This is a genomic window from Pseudaminobacter soli (ex Li et al. 2025) (genome assembly GCF_003012705.1).
Classification (GTDB): Bacteria; Pseudomonadota; Alphaproteobacteria; order Rhizobiales; family Rhizobiaceae; genus Pseudaminobacter; species Pseudaminobacter soli.
Genome location: NZ_PXYL01000013.1, coordinates 104,783 through 128,252, shown reverse-complemented (window position 1 = coordinate 128,252; position 23,470 = coordinate 104,783). Strand labels below are relative to the sequence as shown.

The window sequence follows — 23,470 nt, the reverse complement described above, 5'->3', positions numbered from 1 at the left end:
TCCGCTTTGCTTGGAGGGCGTGGGTTATGCCAGTCCTTCATCTTCCTAATCGGGATCGCGCGGACAGCCGGCGTCACCACTCTCAAGTGCGCATGAACCCATGGGCCACGTTTTTTAACGGGGTCGAACCCACCAATAAGCTGACGGCCGCTGCCCTCACGGATCGAGATTAGCACAGGGCGGTTTCTACCGCGCACAGGCGGGCAGAGGCCCGGGGCGGTTTTTTAAGATGTCGCGCTCCTCGGTGACGTGCGCAAGTCGAGGGCCTCTCACCACCGAAGGGCAAGAAGTCCAAGGCCAAGTCGTCAATTTGAGACTTGGCGAGACCGTCTGCTCCAATGGATGGCTCAGGCTACTCAATCAGATGGATTCAAGTCCGGCCAAGCTTGTGTCAGTTATCTCCAACGACGCCGGACTGTGCCCGTTACATTAGCCAACACTGATCAAGTGGTGTATAAATCCGACAGCGGTCCAGGGCGATCGCAGTGTCAGGCTCCGCTTCAAAAAATGGGAGGATGCCATGGCCGAAGCTGCAATGAACGTCACGAAACTGGAAGCCAAATCGCATGACAAGCCGGACGAGGTGCGCTCGCCCCCCAAGACGCGCGTCGAGGTGGTGCGACTGCCTGGCTACACGCTCGCGCGGATAAACCTGGAGCCGGGCTGGCGATGGTCCGAATGCGTGAAGCCGGTGGTCAAGACCGAAAGCTGCCAGGTCTCACATGTCGGCTATGTCGTGTCCGGGACAATCACCGTCAAAATGAACGACGGGACGCAAAAGACGTTCAGTGAAGGCATGTCCTACACGATCCCGCCCGGCCACGACGCCTGGGTTGAAGGCAAGGTACCGTTCCAATGCGTCGAAGTGCTTAGCGCCGAACAGTACGCTAAACCGGCCTAGGGCTGATAAAAGGACGAAGCGCGGTTCAGACCAATTCGGCCAGCTACGGGAAAACTTGGCCGGCCGGCGCTTGGGTTTTGGAAGTGGCCCAAGGCCTGGACAAACTATCGAAGATCAGCTTCTACACCCGCCGATGCAGTCCTGGTAGCAATCGACATTGCCAAGGTGCGCAATGAGGTCCTGATCGAAGAGGGATAGCGTCTCATTGTCTTCTTCTCCAAAGGAAATCGTCCGTTGAACTCAAGACCTGCGATGATCGTGGGGGGGTGGCCTCTACGCGATAATCGTGAGGGTTGGCCCTACGCGGACCTCGTAAGAGACCGCATCGAGAACGCAAAAGTTCCGGCCGCGTTGGTGCGCAAAAGGAAGCCCGCCGAGCATTTGCTGCAGCGGGCGAGAGTTTTAGCCATTGATGGCTTCGAAACAATCGATCTGCGAGAAGGTTCCCGGCGGACGCAAAAAAATAGCTCGCCACGACGAACACGGCGGGCGATGCTCGCTATGGGGCCACGGTAATATGGCCCTTCATGTTTGGGTGAAAGCGGCAGTGGTAGTTGAATTCCCCTGCCTTCTTCATGACCTCGCTGGCGGTCTTGTTCGGTGGGATGGTCAAATCCCAACCGCCCTTGGTCGTTGCCGAATGAGCGATGGGGTCCGTATTGACCCATTTTACCGTATCGCCGACTTTGGCATGGATGTCCGCCGGCGCGAACGCCAGTTTTTTAATCGTCACCTGAATGGTTTCCGCCTGGGCGGTATCGGTCACTATCAACGCCACCACGGCGGTGGCCAATAGATATCCTTTCGACACCATCGCTGCCTCCCTACTGAAGTTTGGCGGCCACTTGCTCGGCATGCTGTTCGTGGCCCTTAAAGATCGTCAGACCGGTTTCGAGGAGGCTTTTTAGTTCGGCGTTGCTGGCCGAGGGGATCAGGACCTTTTTGAGCGCCGCGTTGACCTCCTTATGGTAGGCAACCTCGTTATCGATATACGCCTTGTCAAAGGCCGCGCCGTCCAGCTTGGCCAGTTTGTTGCGCTCGACTGTGGCCGCTTTGGTCAATGCCTTGCTGGTGTCGTTGTCCTCGGGCGTAACGTTGAGCTTTTTGACCAGTGCAAGCGCCTGTGTGTTCACGGTTCCGTGGTCGCGTACCATATCTTGCGCAAAATCCCGAACTTCCTTGTTTTTGGATTTCGCCAGGGCTTGCTTCGCCGCTTCAACGTCGATCGCGCCTGCAGTGTAGGCGATGTGTGCGATCTGGGGATCGGTGGGCTTATCTGCGGCCAGCGCCACGGGCGCTGCGCCAAGATAGATCGTGGCCAACATCACAATTGGACGAATGCGCATGAGAACCTCCCGAGGTGGCACAGACACCATCATCTTGCAGTTTATCTTTGGCAGGACAGGCGGTCATGTCAGGTAAACCGAGGTTAAAGCGACAAAAAAGCCCCCCGGGAGACAGAGGCGGCTAATGCCGGAAGCGAAGATGGCTAATTTCACGCAAGAAAGAAAATAACTCCAATCGCACCGCAAGTCAGAACGAGGAAATCGGTTCTTGAAATAGGGAAGTCGGCCACCGAAGTCCGTGGCAGCTTGCCGTCATCCAGGCTCGCACCTATAGTTTTGCATCGAAACTGCTAACGAACGTTGTTTTTGCGCTTTCGCGCCCTGACGATCTTCCTTCTCAATTTCGACAACTCGCCGTTCGGCACTCGGCCAGGGCGACATTGAACTCCGATCTGACAGGAAAACACATGGCCACAGGAACAGTAAAGTTCTTCAACACCAACAAAGGCTTTGGCTTTATCGAGCTGGGTAATGGGCAGCCGGACGTGTTTGTACACGTCTCCGCAGTCGAGCGCTCTGGCCTGCGCGCTCTTGTCGAAGGCCAGAAGGTGACTTTCGATATCGTGCAGGATCGCCGCAGCGGCAAAAAGCGCAGCTGAAAACCTGCAGACGGCCTGACGCAATTGCGCTGTTGGTCTTTGACCACGGATGCACTCAGCTGACGTTTAAGCGTCAGCATAAGGTCGGGAGGCTCCCGGCCTTTTTCATTTAACCGTCATGGCCGACCAGCGGCGGCGTGAATGACAAAAGCACGGCCCCACGAATTGGGCCGGGTTTTAAGCTTCATACGGCTCCCGGGGCCGTTGCGTTAGAGGTTCCATCCTTCCAGTGATGCGCGCTATCTCCGACGCGACCCTTCTCCGAGCCCGCTCCGGCAAATCGTCGGAGTGCAAGAGCGTAGCTATTTGCTTTAGCTGCACGCTGGCATCTTCATTCAATCCGGCCAGCGCTTGTGCCTCTGCCAGGAAGAGCCAACGCCAAACCTGCATTGACCCATCGGGCGGACTATCAGCACCATCAGCGGACCTTGCGTCAAAGACGCTCAAATGGTCGATCACCGTCCGTAACGCGGTCGTATTCTTATGAAAGTTCGCGACGATGATGGCTGCGAGGCTCGACTGGAATCGCTCGTCCTCCGGAAACCTGGTAGCCGCAACGACGTAGTGCGAAACGGCTCCCGCCTCACAGTCCGGCAAGGCCGCCAAGACCTGCAACTTGAGCACGTTAAATTGCGGATCTGAAATGATTGATGGCGTCTGTCGTTCGGCGCCAGCGATCAGTTCCCTTGCAGTCGTGACCTGTCCACCCACCAACGCGTCTGTAACGTCCCGGACTATGCGCAGCTGCGCGATTTCGTCGTCGCTGACCGCCGCCCGCCACCGTTCGCGGGCCGCCTCTATGTCCCATGTGCCGTTCGCCAAGGCAGGGAGCACGTCTCGGATTTCGGCGGGATCGCCCATCCAGGCGATGACGCCACGTCCGTCAATGAGAAATGCCGCAGGCAAGCCGGGCTGCCCGCTTGCTTCCAGCCAATGGCGCGTAACCCAACCACGGGCTAGCCCGGATACAGCCGAAGGCCGTTCTTCAAGAGCCATTATCGCTTTCTGGCTGCCCATTTCTGCGGCAGCTGCCGTCCGTTCGATATCCCGGACCATCACAGCAACACCGTAGCAAGGCACGTTCTGGACAGCCCCCAACTCGGCAATCTCGCCAACAGCGGGAAGGCAGCCCGCGCAGCCAGCATTCCAGAGAACTACCGCACTCAGGCGGTTGAATGTGACCTCAAAGAGCGGCTGCCGTTGATTGAAGAGACGCGAGAGCCTCAGACCGGGAGCCCGATCGCCGGGCAGGAGGCGGGTTGTCATCGAGGCAATTCCCTTTCTGTTTCCCGGTCTGAGGCATCCCGCCTGCCGATCAATTACACCGGGACATATGCCCAAGCTGCCGCCACCGCCCAGATCGTGGTACAGGCAGGAGGCACTGGTCGTGTTGCACTGCAAGTCGAAGGAAAGGTGGCAAAGCAAAGCGCCTCGTCCGACACCTGCAGGCGCTCCACCGTCATAGGTGGTTGGTGGGCGGAAACTTTCAAGCCGGCGGGTCGGGATCAGCCCTTCGGCCTATGCGGATGCGCTGGAAGTTATGGGGCAGGAAACAACGGCGATAGTGATTTCCTGCATCTTGCAGAGAGCGCGGCATATCAACTCCGCCGGCGGCTATCTGCGCGTTCTCACGGATAAGGCCAGGGCAGGCGAATTTTCGGTCGGGCCTATGTTGCTGGCGGCGTTGAAGGCTGCCGGCAGCTCAGTGAGGATGGTGGGATGACGCCCGAACCGGGTCGGGCTGCTGAAACGCGGGACGCGACAAGGGATTGTGATGCGAAGCAGCTCGCCATATATTTTGCACAGAAAGCACGTCGATGAATATGACAGGTGAACGCAAATGGCCCACGCGCTGAAGCTGCCGGCATCCAAAGAGCCGCTTGTCTTGTCCTATATGGATCAGGCCGGCAAGATAGCCATTGATCGGGTGGCGACGGGGTTTGGCATGTCGAAAAGCCAGGTGGCCGAAACCGCCGGGTTGGCCCGAGAGGCGTTGTATCGTTCAGAACGCAGTCGTGCCGCCAAGACGCAGAGCCGCCTTCGCGAGATGCTCGAGATCATCAGCCGGATAGCCGTCTGGGCCGGTGGCAAGGAGCAGGCGATGGCCTGGTATCGGGCTCAACCTTTGCCGGCCTTTGGCGATCGCACTGCCGAGGCGCTTGTGAAGGACGGCAAGGCTGCCGCCGTGCGAGACTACCTTGATCACATGGCCCTCGGGGGCTTCGCTTGAGGTTTGTCGGCACCTGCTATCGTGCCCATGATCCGAAATGGTCGTTCAAGCCGATATCCGGTGACGGCGCCGCGATAAGAGGTGCTCGTTTCAATCCTAAGGGTATCCCGGCATTGTACTTGGGACTGAGCATCATGACGGCAATCAAAGAGGTTACTCAGGGATTGGCGCATCGCATGGATCCTTGTGTCCTGTGTTCCTACGAAGTCGATTGCGAGGACATCGTCGATCTCACGACGGAAGAGGGAAGGGCGGAAGCCAAGATCTCGATGGACGAGATGGAGTGTGCATGGATGTTCGATCTGGCAGAGGGCGAGCGTCCGCGTTCCTGGTCGATCCATGACCGGTTGGTCGCTCAAGACATGGCCGGCATTCTGGTACCCAGCTTCGCGCCAGGCGCGGAAGCGGCGGACAACAACCTCGTTCTTTGGAAATGGGGAGCCGACCAACCGCATCGCGTGACAGTCATCGATCCAAGCGGCCGGTTGCCGAAAGATCAGCTGTCCTGGCGCTAAGGCCGGCCATGGAAATTCAAAGGCCCGCCGCTTTGGTGAGATTGACGCGAAAGCGGTCGCGGCGGCGCCGATATTTGCGGGTCATTTCGGCGCTCGCGTGGCCGAGTTGCTTTTGCACATGGCGCTCGTCGACCTCGGCCGGGGAGGCCAAGCCGGCGCGCAAGGAATGGCCGGCGAATTTCTGCGCGCGCTCGCCCTCTGGCAAATTACCGCGCACGCCGGCGGCCAGCGCGGCCTTCTTGACCAGCCGCGCGACCTCCTGATCGTTGAGCCGATCAGGTCCGACGAACTTGCCCCGGCCGGCGACGCGTCGGAACAGCGGCCCGTGCGCGACGCGTGCAAACGTCAGCCAGGTCTCGAGGGCCACGACCGGGCAGGTGGCATCGGAAGAGCCGCGGCCGATCTCGACCTCGCGCCAGCCGGTCTTGCCGCGTAGGGTGACGAGCAGGCCTGGCTGTGTTGCAAACGTTTCGGTAGTCGCCAGTTGGCATGAGGACCTCTCCCTTTTGTGGAGATTTCATCGTGTTAAAAGCCAGAGTCGGCGTCTCGGGCGAGTAGAAACCTGCCCAACTCGGGCAGGTTTCTACGCTGACGGCCAGGTCGCGCTGCGCCTCAACATCAGGCGATCGGGCGTCACGGCCGCTGTAGTCAGGTCCGAGCGCGGCCCGCCGGTTTCCCTCGGTTCTTGACCACCCTGTCAACGCGCCATCCACGGCGGCTTTCACACCGCTAATGGCCTCCATGAGCTGCTCGGTAGTCTCGCGCATACCCTGTTTCGTGATGTAATTTTCGGCCACATGCAACTTATGCGCGGCCAGATCGCGCTGCGCCTTCTCGCCCTTGTCGCCGGCCTCTTTGATCAGCCCCACATGCGCCAGAAGGCACCGAAGACCGCACCGGCTATGGTCAGGCCAAAGCCAATCGCGGCCATGAGTTCAGCGCCGGTCATCCGACAACCCCGATCAACAGCACGCCGCGCCAGCGAGGCGCTACGTCAAGATGAGCCTGGAGGCTAGGCCATAAACCTGCAGCGCAATCGTCACGAGCAGCGCGGCGGAGATGGGCACGCCGAAGGGAACTACGCGCTGGTGGTCCAGGTGCTTGATATAGGCGCGGAATGCGGGAGAGGGCAGCAACATCGGATTGCGCACGATGGTCACGGTGATCAGTGCGAAGACCAGCAGCGCGATGGCAAAGATAAGCAGATCGGCCCCACCCGAGACCAACGGCGCCACGGCCAACAGCTTGACGTCGCCGGCGCCGATCTTCCTGAGCAGCCAAAACGGAAACAGCAGCAGGAAAAGCAGGGCGCCCGCGATCGCACTCAGGCCAAGGTTCCACCAGAAATTCTCGGCCAGGGCCGCGAGAAACAGCGATGCCAAGCCGAGAGCGAGCAAGAGCAGGACATCGCTGTTCGCGATCTTCTGGGTGGCAAAATCCTTCCAGCCGATCTTAAGCAGCAGCGGCGTCGCGATGAGCTTCATCAGGATCGACACGGCCATCAGCATGTCAGCGCTCGATGTTGTGAACGCTCGACGAGAGCAGCTGCAGGTTATTGTTTACCGTGGGGTCGTTGGGCACCAGTTCGTAGGCGCGCAGGAAATTGTTCCGGGCCGCCTGGAGGTCACCGCGCAGCAGGTTGGAATAGCCGTAGTTGTTCAAATATTCCGGAGTTGGGCCGAGCTGCTGGAAGGCGTGGCGATAGGCCTTGTCCGCCAGGTCGAAGCGGCGGATACGATCACAGGATGCGGCAAGGCCCAGCCATGCGACCCCGTCATTGGGCGCCAGAAGAACGGCTTTGTAAAAGTACGCGCCGGAATTTCCGTAATTGCCCTGCCGAAACTGGTTCGTAGCTTGGGCCACCGCCTCATCGGAAGCGTAGAATTCGACGTCTGAAACTGTTTTCAGCCCCTTGAAGGTGTCGCCGAAAGCCGTGAGTTCTGGAGGCGTCGGCTCGTTGGTGCGAACAATGCCGTCGTCTACCGTCTTGCAGCCGGCAAGCATCACCCCCATGAGGCACGCGGCGATGGCAATGTGGATTGGCCTTGTCATTCCTTGTCCCCCCGGCACCTTTTGGTGCAATTTTTGCTCTCGCTTTAGCCCGATCCGATCAGAAGAAAACGCCCTTCATTCGGATGATGACCGGCAGCATGATGACCATCAGCACCACCGGGAAGATGCACAGCCCGAGCGGGATCATCATCTTCACCGGCAGTGAATTCGCACGGTCCTCGGCGCGCAGGATTCGCTGGCTGCGCATCTCGCCGCTGTAGACGCGCAGAGCTTCAGTCAGGCTGGTGCCCAACTCCTCGGACTGGCGAAACAGCACGGCCAGCGACCGGGCCTCGTCGAGCCCGATCCGATCCGACAGATCGCGCAAGGCCTCGCGCAATGGCTTTCCCGCCCGCAGCTGGAGGTTCATGATCGACAGCTGGACGCCCAGCCATTTGTGCGTGCCCGCAAGTTCGCCGCTCACGCGCTCGACAGCCGCTTCCAGGCTCATACCCGCATCGGCGCAGGTGATCATCATGTCCATGAAGTCGGGAAAACCGACGCGATAAAGCCGCTGCTGCGCCCGCTCGAAGCGGTCGAGGGCGATGCTGGGAATGACGAGGCAGGCGAGCCCGAAAAGGCCTCCGCCGGCAAAGGCGATGAAGCCGGGAAGCTGCTTCGGCAAGATGTGCGACAGACCGAGATACGCGACCACAAACCCTATGACCACGCCACCGATCCGGCACAGCAAGTAAATGAAGGGTGCGCTTTTTTGGTAGAAGCCTGCCCGAAACAGCTTGATCTCCAGCGCATCGGGCTGCCCGCGTTCCTTTTCGAGCGCCTTGAAATAGGCATCCACCGGGCGCTGTGCGGCAAGCTTGGCCAGTTGTTCCTGCGCTGTCAGCGAACGCCGATCGACGGGGGAATCGGCCAGCAAGCCCTGGGCCAGCATGCGCCTCGTCTGAAGGACCGGCCGAAACAGTAGCGCCGCAAACAGGAAAAGCGAAGCTGCGGCGGTGAATACCGCGAGCGAGATCAGAAGATCCAAATCCTGGAGGCTGGAGGGAATGTTCATATCCAGCCCTCAGATCTCGAAATTGACCATGCGATACATGATGAAGTCGCCGAGGAGCGCCCACCCCCCAAAGATGACGAAGACTGGCGTAATCAGCGGGTTACCCCAGACCTGGCCGTAATAGCTTGGCGCGATCAGCTGCAGAATGAGGAACATCGCGACCGGAAAGAGCGAGATGATCCAGGCTGAGACGCGGCCCTCGGCAGACAGGGCCCGGATCTTCAAGCGCAGTTTCTGGCGTTCGCGCAGCACGGCCGAAAGGTTCGACAGGATCTCGGTCAGATTGCCGCCGGTCTTCGCCTGGATGGACAGCGACACGGAGAGCAGGTTCAATCCCTCGAAACCCACCCGTTGGGAAAGCCTCTTCACCGCCTGCTCGAGGCTGAGGCCGAAGGTAATCTCGTCGGAAACGATGCCGAATTCCGTGCCGATGGGATCCGGCATCTCGCGCGCCACCAGGCCTATCGCCACCGTGGTCGGATGACCGGCCCGCAACGAGCGGACGATCATGTCGAGCGCATCGGGCAATTGCCTGGCAAATTTGGCGATGCGCTTGTTGCGGGCTCGACGGAGTACCAGAAGCGGCAGGACGAAGCCGACCAGCAGGAAGACCAGCAGCGCCAGCACCGGCGAAAAGGCGAACACGACCAGCACCAGAGCCAGAACCAGCCCCGCCGCGACGAACATGGCGGCGAATGCCACGGGGCTGCCGGTGATGCCCGACTGCGTGTAGAGGCGATTGAGTGCGATGATGCCGAACAGGAAATCGCCAGTGTCGCTCAGCCCGCGTTCGCGCAGAAGCCCGCGGAGCGTCTGTTCGGCCGGGGCATCCTCGGCCAGACGTTTCAGCCGTCGGTTCACTGCCCCCGCCGCCTGCCGCCGCGCGGCATAGGACAAGTAGAAGGACTCGACCAGCAGGATCACCGCAGCTGCCGCCAGCACATAAATTCCGTAGAGGAGCGTCTGACCGGTCAGCATCTAGAGAGGCACCTGCGGATTGAATGCGTCCTTGGCGAAGTGGTGCCCCAGGGTCGCCGCCTCCTGGGCGAAACGCGGGCGCACGCCCGTTGCGCGGAAGTCGCCGATTATCCTGCCGTCCTCGGCCACGTCGCGGCGAACGTAATGATAGATCTCCTGCAGCTGGATCACGTTGCCTTCCATGCCGGTGATCTCGGAGATAGAGATCACCCGCCGACCGCCGTCGGCCAGGCGCTGGGTCTGCACGATGATGTCGATTGCCGAGGCGATCTGTGCGCGGATGGATTCGCTGCTCATCGGCATGCCAGCCATGCCGATCATCTGCTCCAGCCTGGAAAGCGCGTCGCGCGGCGTGTTGGCATGGATAGTAGTCATCGAGCCTTCGTGACCGGTATTCATCGCCTGCAGCATGTCGAAGGCCTCTTCGCCGCGCACCTCGCCGACGATGATGCGGTCCGGGCGCATGCGCAGCGCATTCTTGACCAGGTCGCGCTGGCGCACCTCGCCCTTGCCTTCGACGTTCGGCGGCCGGGTTTCCAACCGGCCGACATGCGGCTGCTGCAGTTGCAGTTCGGCTGCGTCCTCGATGGTGAGGAGGCGCTCGCGATGGGAAATGTAGCTCGACAGGGCGTTCAGCAGCGTGGTCTTGCCGCTGCCCGTGCCGCCCGACACGAGTATCGACTTGCGCGACTGCACGGCGATCTTAAGAAGCTCGATCATCGGCGGCCGGATGGAGTTGAAGTCGACAAGGCGTTCCAACGAATATGGGCGCCGAGAGAATTTGCGGATGGACACAAGCGGGCCGTCCACCGTAATCGGCCGCACGGCCACATTAACGCGCGATCCGTCCTCGAGGCGGGCATCCACCATCGGATAGGACTCATCGACGCGGCGGCCGATCGCCGAGACGATCTTGTTGATCACCCGCATCAGATGCGCCTCGTCGCGGAAGCGGATCTGCGTTTCCTCGATTACGCCGCGTCTTTCGACGAACACGCGCCTGTGCGTGTTGATCATGATGTCGGCGATGGAATCATCCTTGAGCAGCGGCTCAATGGGCCCCAGCCCGAGCATCTCGTCGGCGGTCTCGCTGGTAAGCTGGTCCAGCTCGCGCGCATTGAGCGGCACGTTGCGCGCCCTGACGAATTCGCGCACCAGCGGAAGAATTTCTCGCAGAATGTCTTCCTTGGATGCCGTATCCAACGCCGCGAGGTTGAAGCGCTCGATCAGGTGGCGGTGAATGTCCACCTTGAGCGCGAGCATTTCGTCGGCCTGCGAAGTGTCGCCCGGCTCATTGGTGGGCGACGAGACCAGGGGCGCAGGGGAGGGCTCCGGAAGGACCTCGGCCTTCCGATTGGGATTGTTGGTAAAGCGGCCAAGCAAAGTCATGCCCCACTCCCCCCTTTGCCCCGCGCCATGGGTGGCTCGCGGCGGCATCTGGTTTGCAGGATGCAATGCCTGATGAGGCTATGCCAGCATCGCCATTGGTAACTTGCGCCGGCCATTCCCGATCATCGCGAGTCGCATGCCCTGAACCGTATTCCGATTCGATGGCTGGCCTCGCATCCCACAACCACGTGCAAACTATTTGGTAACCATCGCGTGTGCAAGCGTGCAACTATCGCTTCTGTGATTTACTCGTAATTATAGTAAAGACGAGTCACTCGGCGACCAAAGTTGCAAATACAATTATTGCGGCCAAGACTTTTCCAATAGCCGCTTTGGTGCCTTCGAAAAACTCGATAGATCGCGGAATGTCGAAGGAACCCAGCATATATTGGGTTATCTACATCTTTCGGATGTGCGCTCCACTATCTTCGGCAAATCTATCTTCTTAACAAATGGTTAATATGCGTAAATCCCTTTTCGAATCATCAAGTTACTGACAAGTCGAGTGGGACGTATATCTTAATTTACATGTATCGAGTGGTTAACGATGCGTTAAATGGGTTTGACAGACGAAATAACGTCGAACAACATTATGAGCGACGGGGGATGGCGGAGTATTGATTACATCCTCATTCGGCTCGTCGTTTTGTCTTGACAGGGGGTATTTGAAATGAAGCAGTTCATGACAATGGCCCGGCAGTTCCGCGACGATGAAGACGGCGCTGCCATGGTTGAATATTCGATCCTTCTTGGCATCGTCGCCGCCGCGTCGATTCTGTCCATCATTGCAATCGGCAAGTGGACTAGCGACCAGTTTACCACTCTTTGCGGCACATTGGATGGCAAGGGCGCTGGCGCTAGCGGCACCGCCTGCAAACCCTAATAAAGGCAACTCAAGGTCCGGGCCTTATGCCCGGACCTTGGTCCATTGTCGGCACCAATAGCCGCAGTGGTACAGGAGAGTGAGAGCGGGGGACTATGCGTGCGAACTCGATCATCATGATCATACTAGCCTGCGTCTTCGGCGTGCTCGCCGTCGTGCTCATCAACATGTGGCTTACCGGCCAGCGCAACCAGATGGCGCGTGCCGACACAGATCCGCAGGCGACCATTGTCGTCGCCGCGATGCCGCTGAAATTCGGCGACCCGGTCACCGCCGAGAAGCTGCGCCAGATAGCCTGGCCCGCGGGCGCCATTCCGGCCGGAGCCTTCAAGACCGCCGAAGAGGTGCTCACCAAGGAAGGCGGACGCCAGGCGCTGCAGGCGATCGGCGTCAACGAACCCATTCTCGCCAGCAAGATCACCGGGCCGGGCCAGCGCGCCACGCTCTCAGCCGTGCTGGCCGAGGGCATGAAGGCCGTCTCCATCCGCGTCAACGACGTGCTCGGTGTTGCAGGCTTCGTCTTCCCGGGCGATCGCGTCGACGTGCTTCTCACCCGCACCGTCCGCTCCGCCGAGGGCGGCGAGCAGAGTTTTGTCGACGTGCTCCTGCAAAGCATCAAGGTGCTCGCAGTCGACCAGGTGGCTGACGAGACCACCGAAAGCCCAACCGTGGTCAAGGCCGTGACGCTGGAAGTTTCCACCAAGGACGCGCAGAAGCTGACGCTGGCCGCAGGCGCGGGCCAGCTGTCACTCGCGCTGCGCCAGGTCGCTGCGAGCCAGGGTGAGAACACTGACCGCGTGACGCTGGCCGATCTCACGGGCGAAACGCCCGCAACCGTTGCGGCTCGGCAGGCGTCGCAGGATGCGGACCGACAGCGCAATGACCAGCAATTCGATGGCCTGCTCAAGGCCGTGGAGAGGGTCGACAGCCGTCTCGACGAGCTCAGCAAAGCCAAGCAGGCGCCGCCGCCCGCGCCTCCTCAAACGCAGGAGGTGGTCAAGGAGGTTGTCCGTTACCTGCAGCCCGAGCCGCCTTCCTTTGCGACGGTGGGCGTTATCAGGGGCGTGGAGCGTGTGACCTACGACGTGCCGCGAGTGAACTGAGGGGCAAGAACCGCAAAGCCGGTTCGTGAATTGAGGCAGGGCCGCAAGGCCGCGGGGGGACTGACACATTATGTTGCGATTTGGCCTGAGATATCTGGTTGCGCTCTTGAGCCTGGCTGCGTTGCCCGTGCTCTCGATGCACCCGGCCGCTGCGGCCGACCGGCGCATAGACGTCTCCAGCCCGGGCGTTCACCGCATCTTCCTGCCGGTCTCACGGTCGGTGACGATCCAGGTGAATCAGAACCTGGGCGACATGGTCGTCGCCGACAGCAAGATCGCTGACGCTCAGCCGATGACCGACCGGACGCTCTACGTCATCGGCAAGGCTCCTGGCACCACCTCGATCAATCTGTTCTCGGACAAGCGGCAGTCGCTCGGCGTCATCGAGATCGAGGTGGGCGTCGATCTCGACGACCTGTCCGCGGCCATCAGGCAGGTGGCGCCGCGGTCGCGGGTGACCATCGGCTCGGTCAACGGCCGAGTGCGGCTTGGCGGCCGGGTCAAGGATGGCGCCCAACTTGCGGAAATCCTCAAGGTCGCCCAGCAATATGGGCCGGAGGCGATTATCAACTCGATCGAGGTCGAGGACAGCCAGCAGGTCAATCTGGAGGTGCGCGTGCTGGAAGTGTCGCGCAATGCCGGGCGGGAGCTGGGCGTATCAATTCGAGCAAAGGACGCGGACAACCCGAAGTCGGTGAGCGGTTTCGCTTCCGGTCCTGCGGAGGTTCTCGCCCCGTTCGCCACCGGCAATGTGCCATTTGCATCCCTCATCGCCCGCGTGATCGATTCCGGCATCAATGTCGATGTCATGGTCAGGGCGCTCGAGGACAAGCGCCTCGCGCGCCGGCTTGCCGAGCCAAACCTGACCACGCTTTCGGGAGAAGAGGCCAGCTTCCTCGCCGGCGGCGAAGTGCCGATCCCTGTGGCAGGAGAGACCAACAGCAACGGCATCCAGACCACCATCCAGTTCAAGGAATTCGGCGTCAAGCTGCGCTTCATTCCGATCGTTCTGGACAATGGCAAGATCAATCTGCGCCTCAACCCGGAGGTCAGCGAGGTCGATCCGACGACTTCCATCAATGCCAATGGCCTCGAAATTCCCGGCTTCAGCACGCGCAGGGCCTCGACGGTGGTCGAGCTGCGCGACGGCCAGAGCTTTGCGATCGCCGGCCTGCTGCAATCGACCAATCGCAAGCTGCAGAGCCAGGTGCCGTGGATCGGCCAGCTGCCGATCATCGGCGCCCTGTTTCGTTCGTCGAGCTACATCAAGAACGAAACTGATCTTGTGATCATCGTCACGCCGCGCCTTGTGAGGCCGGCGACGCCGGGACAGCAAGTGGCCACGCCGCTCGACAAGACCCGCCCGACCAACGATCCCGAATACTTCCTGCTGGGCGAGCTTGAAGTCAGCAAGAACATGATCCGTACCTATGAAACCGGACAAGGCGTAGTTGGCCCGTACGGCCACATGCTCGACCTCAAATCCAAGGATCAGCTTGTCTATGTCAAGAAATAGCGCACTAATCATCGTGGCCGCGGCCGCCGCATTGCTTTCCGGCTGCGCGGATTATCTGAACCATTACGACACGGTAACACTCGCCGCCGGCGATGCGCAGAAATACAACATGCTTCTTCACACAGCCGACCCGTTCAACCCGGCCGCGCGCGACAACCATTTCACGACCAGCGGCAGGAAGGTCGAGGCTGTTCTGCTTGGCCCCCCGCGGCCGCTGGCGGCGGCACCGGCGGCGGACGCCGGGGCCAATGGGGACGCGGGAGCGGGGGGCTCATAAGGAAATAGAGGCTGCGAAAGGCGCGCGCGGACGAGGCGCGAGGGGCGTCAGGTTTAGGAAAGAGCTGTCGTCATGCTGCAGACACTTCGAGCGTTTTGGCAAGATCAAAGAGGGATAGCGCTGATCCTGGTGGCAATTATGCTGCCGGTCATCATCGGCTTTTCGCTGCTCGTCATCGACATGAGCCGGGCCAATACCCTGCACAACGACCTGCAAAAGGCGGCCGACGCCTTTGCGCTCGCCGCGGCGGCGGAGCTGGATAGATCGTCCGGTTCCTGGGCCCGGGCCGAGCGGGCCATGGCAACACTGGTAGAGAACCAGATGTATTTTTCCACCGCCAACGAGCCAGCGCCGACGCTGAAAGCAGGCGAGCCAGGCGGAACGGCAAACCAGAATCGGGCCGGCAACATCTCGTGGCGCTTCCTGAAGACACTGCCAGCAAGTGACAGCACTGCGATTGGCAACACCTACTTGGCGAATGCAGACTGGTCCCAAGGAGAGGCAGAGACGCAGTTCATCGAGGTGACGGTCACTCCTACCTCATTTCGCAGTATTTTCCCCGCTTCCTTCCTGACCGGAAGCGCCGCAAGCAACAGTTTCAGTGTCGGCGCTCAGGCTGTGGCCGGCTTCAGATCCAGCGTGTGCGACTACACGCCGGTGTTCATGTGCAATCCCTATGAGGACACGAGCATCACCGGCGGGGTGACGCTCGAACAGGCGGCACAGACAAGAGAATATCGGCGGCGTCAGATCATACTGCGCGGCGACGGCTCTTACGCGCCCGGCAACTTCGCCTTCCTCACTGCGCCCGATGGCAATGGCGCCAACGCCTTGGAAAACATGCTGGCGAGTTCCAAGCCGCTGGCCTGCTATTCGCGAAACGGCGTCGACACCGAACCAGGCCAGAATGCCGGGCCGGTCAAGAATGGGTTGAATACGCGTTTCGGCATCAACACAGGCTATACCGGAGCTGACTACGGTCCGGCGGTCAACGTCCGAAAAGGCGCCAAGAACGGCAACAAATGCGTCAAGGACAACAAGGTTCAGTACGAGACTGACGTCAACAAGGGCGTCGGCTTGGAACGCGACAGCTGCCATATTTCCGGCAATTGCATGATGATGGGCGGGCGTATGGGTGCAGGGGACTGGAACAGTTCACGCTACTGGACGGTCAACCACCCCAAGCGCGGTGTGCTTCCCACGGAACTGATTGGGGCAACCCGCTACGAGATGTACCGCTACGAGATAGACAAGAACATCTATCAGGATGCGGCCGTGGGCGGCGAGACCGGAATCCCGGCTTGTGGCACGCCGGTGACCAAGGTGGACAGGCGGATCCTCTACGGCGCCATCCTCGACTGCAAAGCGCTCCAGGCCTCCGGCGTCAAGTTCAGCGGCCGCTCCACGGGCCTGCCTGTCCGCGCCTTCGGCAGCTTCTTCGTCACCGAACCGATCAAGGATGGCAAGGACATCTATGTCGAGCTTGTCGACATCACCGGCAAGGGCGGGCGCGGCACGCTCGACAACTTCCTGCGCGACGAAGCGCAACTGTACCGGTGATGGCCATGTTTGGTGCGCTCAGGCATATCGCAGGCTGCTTCAACCGCGACAAGCGAGGCACGGCGCTGGTCGAAATGGCGCTCGTGGCGCCGCTGATGATCATCCTATCGGCGGGCGTGTTCGAGTTCGGCAACATGCTGCATCAGAAGCTATTGATGCAGGCGGGGTTGAACGACGCGGCGCGCTTCGCAGCGCGCTGCAACAGCCAGATGTATACGGACTACAACCTGCCCGCGATCAATTGTGCCAACATCGCAAAGAACATCGCCGTATACGGCGTAACTGGTGATCCAACACCAGCGAGCCAGCCCAGGGTCGCCGGATGGTCCAAGAATGACGTAACGGTAGAGATCGCCAGTCCGTTGGGATGCCATGACGCGATCGTTGCTGGCGTCACGAAGTATCGCTCCGTCACAGCGCAGGTCTGTATCGTTAGGGTCACCAACAGCAAGGTCTATCGCGACCTCGGGATGCTTTCGGTCATCAACATTGGTCCGATCACGTTGGGCGGCACCCATGAAGAGCGGCTGATCAGGTTCTGACCATGTTCAAGCGCTTCGCCAAATCGCAGGACGGCGCAACGATGGTGGAAGCGGCCATCGTGATGACGCTGCTTCTTGTGCTGACGCTCGGCTTCGTCGACTTCGGCAATGCGCTCTATCAATGGAATTCCGCCAACAAGGCTGTGCAAGTCGGAGCGCGCCTCGCCTCTATTTCCGACCCGGTGGCGAAGGGGCTCGCAACCGCTGCACCAACGGACACCCCGGGTGCGCCCGTCCGAGCCGGCGCCTATTCCTTCGAATGCGGATATGTCGCGGGCGCGCTTTCGTGCACCAGTGGAGCTGCCGATGCGAACGGGTTCAGTCGAATCTTCCGCGGCGACACAGCTGTAACCAACAACGATGCCTGCCCAGCCCCCACCGGAAGCCAGCGCCCCGGCATGTGCCACTTCTACCCCTTCCTGAAGCGTGAGAACGTGGTGGTGCGGTATGAGGCCACCGGGCTGGGCTTCCAAGGGCGCGGCAATGTTCAAGGCGTCACGGTCCCCGTGCCGACCATCACGGTGAGCCTGCGCAACGTCACCTTCCACTTCTTCTTCCTTCAGGGGCTGATGAACTTCGCCAATATCACCATGTCCTCCATGTCGAGCACGGTAACCGGTGAAGACCTGAAAAGCGGAGCACCAACATAATGAACGCGATCGATTCCACGGTTCTGCCGACCCGCCGGAAGCAGATTGCCGTGTATTCCAGCGATCAGAACCTGAGGCATGAAACAGCCGCCCGGCTCGAGGCTTTGGCAATCTATGATGTCCAGATCGCGGAGCCCGACGCGTTCCTGAAGGGGGCTGCGGCAGGGGGGCGCCCAAACATCATCATCCTTGACCTCGCCCAGGGCGAAATCCTGGATAGCCCAGGACTGATGGAGGCGCGGGCGGCGTGGTCGCAGGTACCGCTGATCGCCATCTCCGGCGAACTGCGACCCGACCAGATGCGCAATCTCATCCGCCTTAACGCTTCGGATTGGCTACATAGGCCGCTCGACGGTAAGGAACTGCTCAATGCCGTGACCTTCCACGATAGCGGAAACCAGGCGAACAAGAGCCGAATTATCACCTTCATCGGGGCAAGCGGCGGTACTGGCGCGACAACGCTTGCCTTGGCCGCCGCAGAGTATCTGGCGGCAAAGTCGCCGGATCGTGCAGCCTCCACCTGCCTCGTTGACCTAGATTTCCAAAGCGCCAATTGCGGGGCCTATCTCAACCTGTTCAACCAGTTCGACCTCGGTGGCATCGTCGCGCAACCCGATCGGCTGGATGTCGAACTGATGGATGTCATCAAGCTTTCGCGACCGCACGGTTTGACGATCTATTCCTTCGAGCGGCCGCAACTGCCGTTCGAGCCGCGTGGAAGCGAATTCGTGTTCAAGCTGCTTGATCTGGCAGCTTACCGATTCAGCGACATTGTCATCGACCTGCCCAACCTCGAAACGGCCTGGCAAAGCCCGGTGCTTTCGACCAGCGACGAGGTCTTCATCGTCTTCGAACTCAATCTGGCAGCTTTGCGCCAGGCCAAACGTCTCTACGGAAGGATTCGCGAATTGCGTGGTAACGCCGCCAGCATCACGCTGGTTGCCAACAAGCAGCACCGCAAATGGTTCGGCAATCATTTTTCCCGCAAGGATTTGGAGAAGGTGTTCAAGGTCTCCAACATCAGGTCGATCAGCTTCGACCAGACGCTGCTGACGGAATCTCTCAATCGCGCCATCCTGCCCACCGAAGTGGACGCTCGCGCCCGCTTTAACAAGGACGTCAAGGCATTGCTTCGCGACAGGCTCGACGGCAATGCAAGCTAGGCGAGGTGCCACGGGGGCGTTGCTGGGAGCTTCCCTTGGAGGGCTTCTTGTTCTGTCCACGACGGTCCTTGAAGCCCAGGGCGAGAGCCGAAAGAATCGCCCGCCGCTGCCGGCGATGGGCCCGAGCTTGCGCAACTCGGTGGCTTTTCAATCCGGCGAATCCGTCGGCACGATCGTCATCCGCAAGAACGAGAAGGCTCTCTATCTCGTCGTCGCCCCAGATCAGGCCCTGCGCTACCGCATCAGTGTCGGTCGCGAAGGGTTTGCCTGGACGGGAACGGTGCGCGTGGGAGACAAGAAGGAGTGGCCGGAATGGCGCCCGCCGGCTGAAATGCGCGGTCGCCAGCATGACCTTCCCGAGTTCGTCCCGGCCGGCCCCTACAACCCTTTGGGTGCGCGTGCGCTCTATCTCTATGACGGTGGCCGAGACACGCTTTACCGGATCCATGGAACGAATGATCCAAAAGGCGTCGGCTTTGACGGCACCTCCGGCTGTTTCAGGCTGACCAATACTGATGTGGTCGACCTCTTCCGGCGCGTTCCAGTCGGCACAAAGGTGATTGTCGAATGACCACGATCATTGATCCTGAGGCACGTCCCGCCGCCAGCGCAGACTCGGTGTTCGATCGCAAGATCACTACTGCTCGGCTGGTCACATGTGTTTGCGCGGCAGCTGCGGTGATGACCGGCATCAATCTCGCCGCCGCGGTCTATTTCTTTCGCGGCATTGCGGAACTGCGCACGGCAGAGGAGCGTCTGCAGGGGCTGTCCGAATTCGAGGCGCGGATCATCGCAAAAATGGACAAGGTGAATGTCGGCCTGCAGACCCGCTTCGAGGACCTCGACCGCAGCCTGCAGGGCCGGTTCAGCGAAATCAATGAGCACTTCGACAAGTTGGAGCGCTTCAGCCCGCTGGGCAAAATGGAAACAAGCTTGCTTCCGCCAGCCGATGATGCGTCGGACGATACCGCGCCGCTCGAAAAAACCACGCCGGAGTTCCAGGTGGCTGTCGAGCCGACGGCTACGCCATCTCCCCAGCAGCAGTCCGTGCCGGCACCGAGTTCGGCCTATCAACGGCTCGAAACCCCCGACGGCAAGGTCTACTATCGCAAGGTGAAGTAGAGGCCGGGGTTCGGGATCTGATCAGAGATCCCGTTCGATCGCCAGCAATGCCAATCTCGTGTCGCGCGCCCGTTGCCTGGCCGCACTGAGGAACAAGAAATGGCAATGGCAGCAAGCGCAGAGACCCATGATCAGCACCATGGCCGTCACGCCGTTCGTCTCGATTGCGACAGGCAGGCGGAAGCCCTCAAGCACCGGAACGCGATCGAAGACGCTAGCGACCATCGATTGCTGGCCGGCAAGCACCATCGCGCCGAACGCGACCAGGGCGGCGTGATTTGCGAGAAATCGGACCGCCACGGGTCTGGCTGCCGAAAGGAGTTTCCAGATGGCGAGGGTTGCAGCTCCAACGGCCGCAATTTCCCAAAAGACGGAAACCGCCACAAGATGATCGATCATAACCCAGAAATTTCTAGACGCTTGGTGGAGAGCTAGCCACACTTGCCACAATTCTGGGCTGTCGGGAAACGTTCCCAGCAACAGCATTGCAAGGCGTTCTGCAGCAATAACAACCGTGACGGTGATAGGAAATGCGACGTCAAGTATTTTGCGTGTAAGCATTGCAAGCCTCCCTGAAATAGAGTGACCTGCGAAATCTACAATTTATACAATTTACAAATATTTAATCACGTCACGGAGATTTTGAACGATAGAGCTAAATGGCAGCGCACGTGCATGACATCCTGATTTCGAGGCCGGTGTTACATTTGTTCGGGCGAACGACAGCTTTGGGAGACGTGCGAAGCTGGTGAGAGACCGCTCAGGGTCAGTTTACGTCAGTGCATCGAGGTGGCCTGCCCCTATGAGGTGGTCCCTCAAGAACGCGAACTCCTGGCGAGGGTCCTGGGGGAGCGGGCCAACGGTACGGGGTATGGTCACGGATATACTCGGGTTGTTACGTGAACCGATAGATAAGGGAGCCTACCCTCCCGGCGCAAGCAGTGGCGCCAGAGGACCTGCCGGCGCTGAGTGTCTGACGCTGCTGCAATGCCGCTCCCTTGAGCAATCACGTCTCACGGCGGGAAAGTCGAACGTTAATGAGCCAGTAGGAGCACCGACCTTGGGCGAATGGACAAGCCAGTTTACCCTAGGCATCGTTGGGTGCGTCACCGCCTTCAGGCAAGCATAACCTTTAGCGGCAACAAGAGACCCGGAGCCATTCACGCTCCCGCGCCCAAAGGCTTCGAGTCTCAACCGGCCATCTAATCGCTAAACCACCATAAACCAGCCCGACCGTCCATTACTGCCTGGTGAGGACGCGCAAGCCGTTCTCGGTTCGGCCTTCCTGATCGGCACCTGATGTGGCTTACAGATGCCGAGTTTGCGGTGGTTGCCGGGAAATTCAGACCGACTGAGGCAGAGCGAATTTGCACGCAGGTCTTGCTATGGCTCGACTTGATGGGCTGAATAGGCGTCCATCACACGTGCCGAATAAATAAGCGCCGCACCGGCATTCACTGCAACAGCCACACCGAGCGCTTCGGCGATCTCTTCGCGTGTGGCGCCATGCTTTATGGCCGCGTCCGTGTGGACAGCGATGCACCCATCGCACTGTCGTGTGACTGCGACCGCGAGCGAGATCAATTCACGAATCTTCGGGTCGAGTAAGCCGGTCTTGGAGCCTGCATCACCGAGCGCTCGATAGCCACGGATTGTCTCGGGGCTAATTCTTCCGATCTCGGCGATCCTCGTCCCAACCTGTTTGCGATAGTCGTTCCAGTCGAACATCATTTGCTTGATCCTCCTGGTGGCAAATCAGGATGACATGCATGCAGGCTGCGGAAAAGCGCCTTGAGTGGCTGATCGTTGGGCTTCCCGGTTTCGTCCTTTGCGTGGTGATGAACCGACCATGAAGATTATGGGCTGGTTCAGCCACTGCCGCTGCCACCGCTAGCAGTATCCAGCCCGCCTCGGTCTCCGGGGCGAGCTTTATTTTCCTAACCTGGCTCTGATCTTCGGCCGGCTTGATGCGACGAAACTGAGCTAGGACCAGCAAGTGATTTTGGCGCCGAGGACAAGGAGCGGTCACGCTCGAAGTGACGCCCCAAATAGCAGCCCTGCCAAGGTGGGGCTGATCGCAGCAGCGAGACTGCGTGGCACTCACGTGATGCCAGCGGATGGGATGTGCGTGAACACCATAGTATTGATGAGCCCTATACGTTGCGAAAGCCAGGCGGCAACGGGATAGGAGGCCGCCGAAAGCAGCCCGGACCAGAAGAAGAATGTGCCCGCTTGCGGGAGCGATAGATTGAACGTTTCGAATGGCCACAGCGCCAGCAGGGATCACAAAGATATTGCATCTCGATCGGCGTATCTGGTGTCGCGTTGAGGAGCGTGGTCATGCGCAAGTATCTCTCCCGCCACCCTGAACAAGGTGGACCTCACTACCCCGAGGAACTGGACAAACTCGACGACCTGGTCCAGCGCGCGGTCAAAGCGTTGCATATCGTCAACGCAGACGAGCGGAATGAGGTCGCAGCAAGGATCATGTCGCTTTACTCGATGGGCAACCGCAGCCTGGAAGAAATTCTGGAGGTTGCGATTCACCTCCATAGGAACGGCTCCGCCATACTGACGCCGAAGCGGAACCGAGCGCCAGCGTAGGATGGAGTGGCCGGCGCGATCATTGCCCCATGCGCGCCGGCCTAGGCAGCCGTACAGCCGCCTGATCCTTCTACGATGCCATCCATCCGCCGATAGGGCCGCGTCTAGGACCACCGAGGCCGCTGACGCAACCTGGCACTCATCGTATTCCCAGGCGGGACAGCGCCCAGCCGTCCCGGGCCTCCGCGCACCAGTAGTTGTTGAAGACCTTGTCTATCGTAATCTGATCCGGCGGGTCCATTGGCGGCGGCAACTCGCGCCGCTCCGCCGGCTTGGCGAGGCCGATGATCACTTGCTCGAAGCCTGCCGGCGTATAGCCGTTGAGCGCCCGGCATAATGGGCTCGTTACCTTGAATCGGTGCACCGTGCCGCGCGGAATCCACAAGGAATCGCCGGCGCGTCCGATGATCGTCTGGTCGCCCAACTCGAGGGTCATCTCCCCTTCCATCACGTAGAACCACTCATCGATCGGGTGGATGTGGGGCACGGGCGGTCCGGAGCCTTGCCGCATCCACTGCTCCATGACGCTGAACGCCCCGCCGGTCTCGTGGCCGTCGACCAGCACAAGCCAGAGGAGGTCGAGTATCCAGTAGGCCGGGGCCGTCTCCCGGTTCCGGGTGAAGCCGACCGCGGGGGCAAACGGCAAGGTGGGTTGGGGCCGCTTCATGACATTTGGCTCCTTCGGGAAATCGATCGTCGCTGCCGCCTAGAAGCGATATAGGGCATCCTGCACTGAGGGTAAGTCGGATCGCCTTTTGGGAATCATCCGACGTGCGGACTTCTGGAGTCCTGGCCTAGGCGAACTGTTGCTGCGGGATGATTGCGTGCCGTGCCATGACATCGATCCACGCTTTCGATCTCGAGCTGGCGAAATCGCCATAAATGCGCCGGACGCTGGCCTCACCAATCTTCGCGATCTCATCGAAAAGACCGTCGATGATCTTCGCGGACGCGTTGTCTGCGTCAATCAGTACAGCAAGGCGCGGGGAGCGATTATCGATAGCCATCACCGGAAGACCTTTCAT

Annotated in this window: 26 protein-coding genes and 4 pseudogenes; 16 read left to right on the top strand and 14 right to left on the bottom strand. The window is 60.2% G+C overall.

The annotated features are described in order from the left end of the window. The first annotated feature begins 520 nt into the window (after positions 1 to 520). Positions 521 to 901, top strand: a complete 381-nt coding sequence (locus C7I85_RS22160; RefSeq protein WP_106726192.1) for a cupin domain-containing protein — start codon at positions 521 to 523, stop codon at positions 899 to 901. Between the two features lie 499 nt (positions 902 to 1,400). On the opposite strand, the gene C7I85_RS22155 is transcribed toward C7I85_RS22160, so the two are convergent. Both C7I85_RS22155 and C7I85_RS22150 read right to left on the bottom strand, forming a co-directional pair. Next, the gene (locus C7I85_RS22155; protein ID WP_106726191.1) at positions 1,401 to 1,715 is read right to left on the bottom strand and encodes a cupredoxin domain-containing protein; all 315 of its coding nucleotides are present in this window, start codon (positions 1,713 to 1,715) and stop codon (positions 1,401 to 1,403) included. A 10-nt stretch (positions 1,716 to 1,725) separates the two neighbouring features. Next, on the bottom strand, positions 1,726 to 2,247 hold the full coding sequence (locus C7I85_RS22150) for a DUF4142 domain-containing protein (protein ID WP_106726190.1): 522 nt from the start codon (positions 2,245 to 2,247) through the stop codon (positions 1,726 to 1,728). A gap of 407 nt (positions 2,248 to 2,654) precedes the next feature. Between C7I85_RS22150 and C7I85_RS22145 the strand changes: the two genes are divergently transcribed. Next, positions 2,655 to 2,846 (top strand): cold-shock protein, encoded by a 192-nt coding sequence (locus C7I85_RS22145; RefSeq protein WP_106726189.1) that lies wholly within the window; start codon positions 2,655 to 2,657, stop codon positions 2,844 to 2,846. 177 nt (positions 2,847 to 3,023) lie between these two features. On the opposite strand, the gene C7I85_RS22140 is transcribed toward C7I85_RS22145, so the two are convergent. Continuing rightward, the gene (locus C7I85_RS22140; protein WP_106726188.1) at positions 3,024 to 4,112 is read right to left on the bottom strand and encodes a hypothetical protein; all 1,089 of its coding nucleotides are present in this window, start codon (positions 4,110 to 4,112) and stop codon (positions 3,024 to 3,026) included. Positions 4,113 to 4,344: 232 nt separating this feature from the next. On the opposite strand from C7I85_RS22140, the pseudogene repC reads away from it, so the two are divergent. The 3 genes and pseudogenes from repC to C7I85_RS22125 form a co-directional block, all read left to right on the top strand. Further along, a pseudogene (gene repC / locus C7I85_RS22135) lies at positions 4,345 to 4,569 on the top strand (replication initiation protein RepC); the annotation flags it as partial. A gap of 117 nt (positions 4,570 to 4,686) precedes the next feature. Then, positions 4,687 to 5,076: an antitoxin Xre/MbcA/ParS toxin-binding domain-containing protein gene (locus C7I85_RS22130; protein WP_106726187.1), complete on the top strand. Its 390-nt coding sequence runs from the start codon at positions 4,687 to 4,689 to the stop codon at positions 5,074 to 5,076. Continuing rightward, positions 5,073 to 5,591 carry an RES family NAD+ phosphorylase gene (locus C7I85_RS22125; RefSeq protein ID WP_106726186.1) on the top strand — a complete coding sequence of 173 codons (519 nt, stop codon included), beginning with the start codon at positions 5,073 to 5,075 and terminating at the stop codon, positions 5,589 to 5,591. Before C7I85_RS22130 ends, C7I85_RS22125 begins: the two co-directional genes overlap by 4 nt. 16 nt (positions 5,592 to 5,607) lie before the next feature. Here the strand turns inward: C7I85_RS22125 and C7I85_RS22120 are convergent. The 6 genes and pseudogenes from C7I85_RS22120 to C7I85_RS22090 all read right to left on the bottom strand — a co-directional run. After that, a pseudogene (locus tag C7I85_RS22120) lies at positions 5,608 to 6,042 on the bottom strand (tyrosine-type recombinase/integrase); the annotation flags it as partial. 538 nt (positions 6,043 to 6,580) lie between these two features. Beyond that, positions 6,581 to 7,099, bottom strand: a complete 519-nt coding sequence (locus C7I85_RS22110; protein WP_106726185.1) for a prepilin peptidase — start codon at positions 7,097 to 7,099, stop codon at positions 6,581 to 6,583. A gap of 1 nt (position 7,100) precedes the next feature. After that, on the bottom strand, positions 7,101 to 7,673 hold the full coding sequence (locus C7I85_RS22105; RefSeq protein ID WP_342587314.1) for a tetratricopeptide repeat protein: 573 nt from the start codon (positions 7,671 to 7,673) through the stop codon (positions 7,101 to 7,103). A 28-nt stretch (positions 7,674 to 7,701) separates the two neighbouring features. Then, the gene (locus C7I85_RS22100; RefSeq protein WP_181257271.1) at positions 7,702 to 8,658 is read right to left on the bottom strand and encodes a type II secretion system F family protein; all 957 of its coding nucleotides are present in this window, start codon (positions 8,656 to 8,658) and stop codon (positions 7,702 to 7,704) included. 9 nt (positions 8,659 to 8,667) lie between these two features. Next, positions 8,668 to 9,636, bottom strand: coding sequence for a type II secretion system F family protein (locus tag C7I85_RS22095; RefSeq protein ID WP_106726183.1), 969 nt, complete (start codon positions 9,634 to 9,636; stop codon positions 8,668 to 8,670). After that, entirely contained in the window at positions 9,637 to 11,025 is a 1,389-nt protein-coding gene (locus C7I85_RS22090; protein WP_106726182.1) for a CpaF family protein, read from the bottom strand. Positions 11,026 to 11,695: 670 nt separating this feature from the next. Here C7I85_RS22090 and C7I85_RS22085 point away from each other — a divergent pair. The 10 genes from C7I85_RS22085 (at position 11,696) to C7I85_RS22040 (ending at position 19,841) form a co-directional block, all read left to right on the top strand. Further along, positions 11,696 to 11,908: a Flp family type IVb pilin gene (locus C7I85_RS22085; protein WP_106726181.1), complete on the top strand. Its 213-nt coding sequence runs from the start codon at positions 11,696 to 11,698 to the stop codon at positions 11,906 to 11,908. Between the two features lie 95 nt (positions 11,909 to 12,003). Then, positions 12,004 to 13,011 carry a Flp pilus assembly protein CpaB gene (gene cpaB / locus C7I85_RS22080; RefSeq protein WP_106726180.1) on the top strand — a complete coding sequence of 336 codons (1,008 nt, stop codon included), beginning with the start codon at positions 12,004 to 12,006 and terminating at the stop codon, positions 13,009 to 13,011. A gap of 70 nt (positions 13,012 to 13,081) precedes the next feature. Beyond that, positions 13,082 to 14,527, top strand: coding sequence for a type II and III secretion system protein family protein (locus C7I85_RS22075; protein ID WP_106726179.1), 1,446 nt, complete (start codon positions 13,082 to 13,084; stop codon positions 14,525 to 14,527). Beyond that, the gene (locus tag C7I85_RS22070) at positions 14,514 to 14,804 is read left to right on the top strand and encodes a hypothetical protein (protein WP_106726178.1); all 291 of its coding nucleotides are present in this window, start codon (positions 14,514 to 14,516) and stop codon (positions 14,802 to 14,804) included. Before C7I85_RS22075 ends, C7I85_RS22070 begins: the two co-directional genes overlap by 14 nt. 72 nt (positions 14,805 to 14,876) lie before the next feature. Continuing rightward, entirely contained in the window at positions 14,877 to 16,364 is a 1,488-nt protein-coding gene (locus C7I85_RS22065; protein ID WP_106726177.1) for a pilus assembly protein TadG-related protein, read from the top strand. Positions 16,365 to 16,369: 5 nt separating this feature from the next. Further along, a complete protein-coding gene (locus C7I85_RS22060; RefSeq protein ID WP_106726205.1) occupies positions 16,370 to 16,906 on the top strand; it encodes a TadE/TadG family type IV pilus assembly protein in 537 nt (178 codons plus the stop codon). A 2-nt stretch (positions 16,907 to 16,908) separates the two neighbouring features. Then, the gene (locus C7I85_RS22055; protein ID WP_106726176.1) at positions 16,909 to 17,556 is read left to right on the top strand and encodes a TadE/TadG family type IV pilus assembly protein; all 648 of its coding nucleotides are present in this window, start codon (positions 16,909 to 16,911) and stop codon (positions 17,554 to 17,556) included. Beyond that, positions 17,556 to 18,719 carry an AAA family ATPase gene (locus C7I85_RS22050; RefSeq protein WP_106726175.1) on the top strand — a complete coding sequence of 388 codons (1,164 nt, stop codon included), beginning with the start codon at positions 17,556 to 17,558 and terminating at the stop codon, positions 18,717 to 18,719. Before C7I85_RS22055 ends, C7I85_RS22050 begins: the two co-directional genes overlap by 1 nt. Next, positions 18,709 to 19,290, top strand: coding sequence for a L,D-transpeptidase (locus C7I85_RS22045; RefSeq protein ID WP_106726174.1), 582 nt, complete (start codon positions 18,709 to 18,711; stop codon positions 19,288 to 19,290). The genes C7I85_RS22050 and C7I85_RS22045 overlap by 11 nt, the downstream gene beginning before the upstream one ends. A 110-nt stretch (positions 19,291 to 19,400) precedes the next feature. Further along, the gene (locus C7I85_RS22040; RefSeq protein WP_146148915.1) at positions 19,401 to 19,841 is read left to right on the top strand and encodes a hypothetical protein; all 441 of its coding nucleotides are present in this window, start codon (positions 19,401 to 19,403) and stop codon (positions 19,839 to 19,841) included. Positions 19,842 to 19,862: 21 nt separating this feature from the next. On the opposite strand, the gene C7I85_RS22035 is transcribed toward C7I85_RS22040, so the two are convergent. The 3 genes and pseudogenes from C7I85_RS22035 to C7I85_RS31705 form a co-directional block, all read right to left on the bottom strand. Further along, positions 19,863 to 20,402: a hypothetical protein gene (locus C7I85_RS22035; RefSeq protein WP_106726172.1), complete on the bottom strand. Its 540-nt coding sequence runs from the start codon at positions 20,400 to 20,402 to the stop codon at positions 19,863 to 19,865. 822 nt (positions 20,403 to 21,224) lie between these two features. Further along, the gene (locus C7I85_RS22030) at positions 21,225 to 21,569 is read right to left on the bottom strand and encodes a carboxymuconolactone decarboxylase family protein (RefSeq protein ID WP_106726171.1); all 345 of its coding nucleotides are present in this window, start codon (positions 21,567 to 21,569) and stop codon (positions 21,225 to 21,227) included. Positions 21,570 to 21,789: 220 nt separating this feature from the next. After that, positions 21,790 to 22,124 (bottom strand): annotated as a pseudogene (locus C7I85_RS31705) (MFS transporter); the annotation flags it as partial. A 57-nt stretch (positions 22,125 to 22,181) separates the two neighbouring features. Here C7I85_RS31705 and C7I85_RS22020 point away from each other — a divergent pair. Beyond that, a complete protein-coding gene (locus tag C7I85_RS22020; RefSeq protein ID WP_106726170.1) occupies positions 22,182 to 22,445 on the top strand; it encodes a hypothetical protein in 264 nt (87 codons plus the stop codon). Between the two features lie 139 nt (positions 22,446 to 22,584). On the opposite strand, the gene C7I85_RS22015 is transcribed toward C7I85_RS22020, so the two are convergent. Together C7I85_RS22015 and C7I85_RS22010 are read right to left on the bottom strand one after the other, a co-directional pair. Further along, entirely contained in the window at positions 22,585 to 23,112 is a 528-nt protein-coding gene (locus C7I85_RS22015) for a cupin domain-containing protein (RefSeq protein WP_106726169.1), read from the bottom strand. A 130-nt stretch (positions 23,113 to 23,242) separates the two neighbouring features. Then, positions 23,243 to 23,452 (bottom strand): annotated as a pseudogene (locus tag C7I85_RS22010) (NYN domain-containing protein); the annotation flags it as partial. Positions 23,453 to 23,470: the final 18 nt, after the last annotated feature.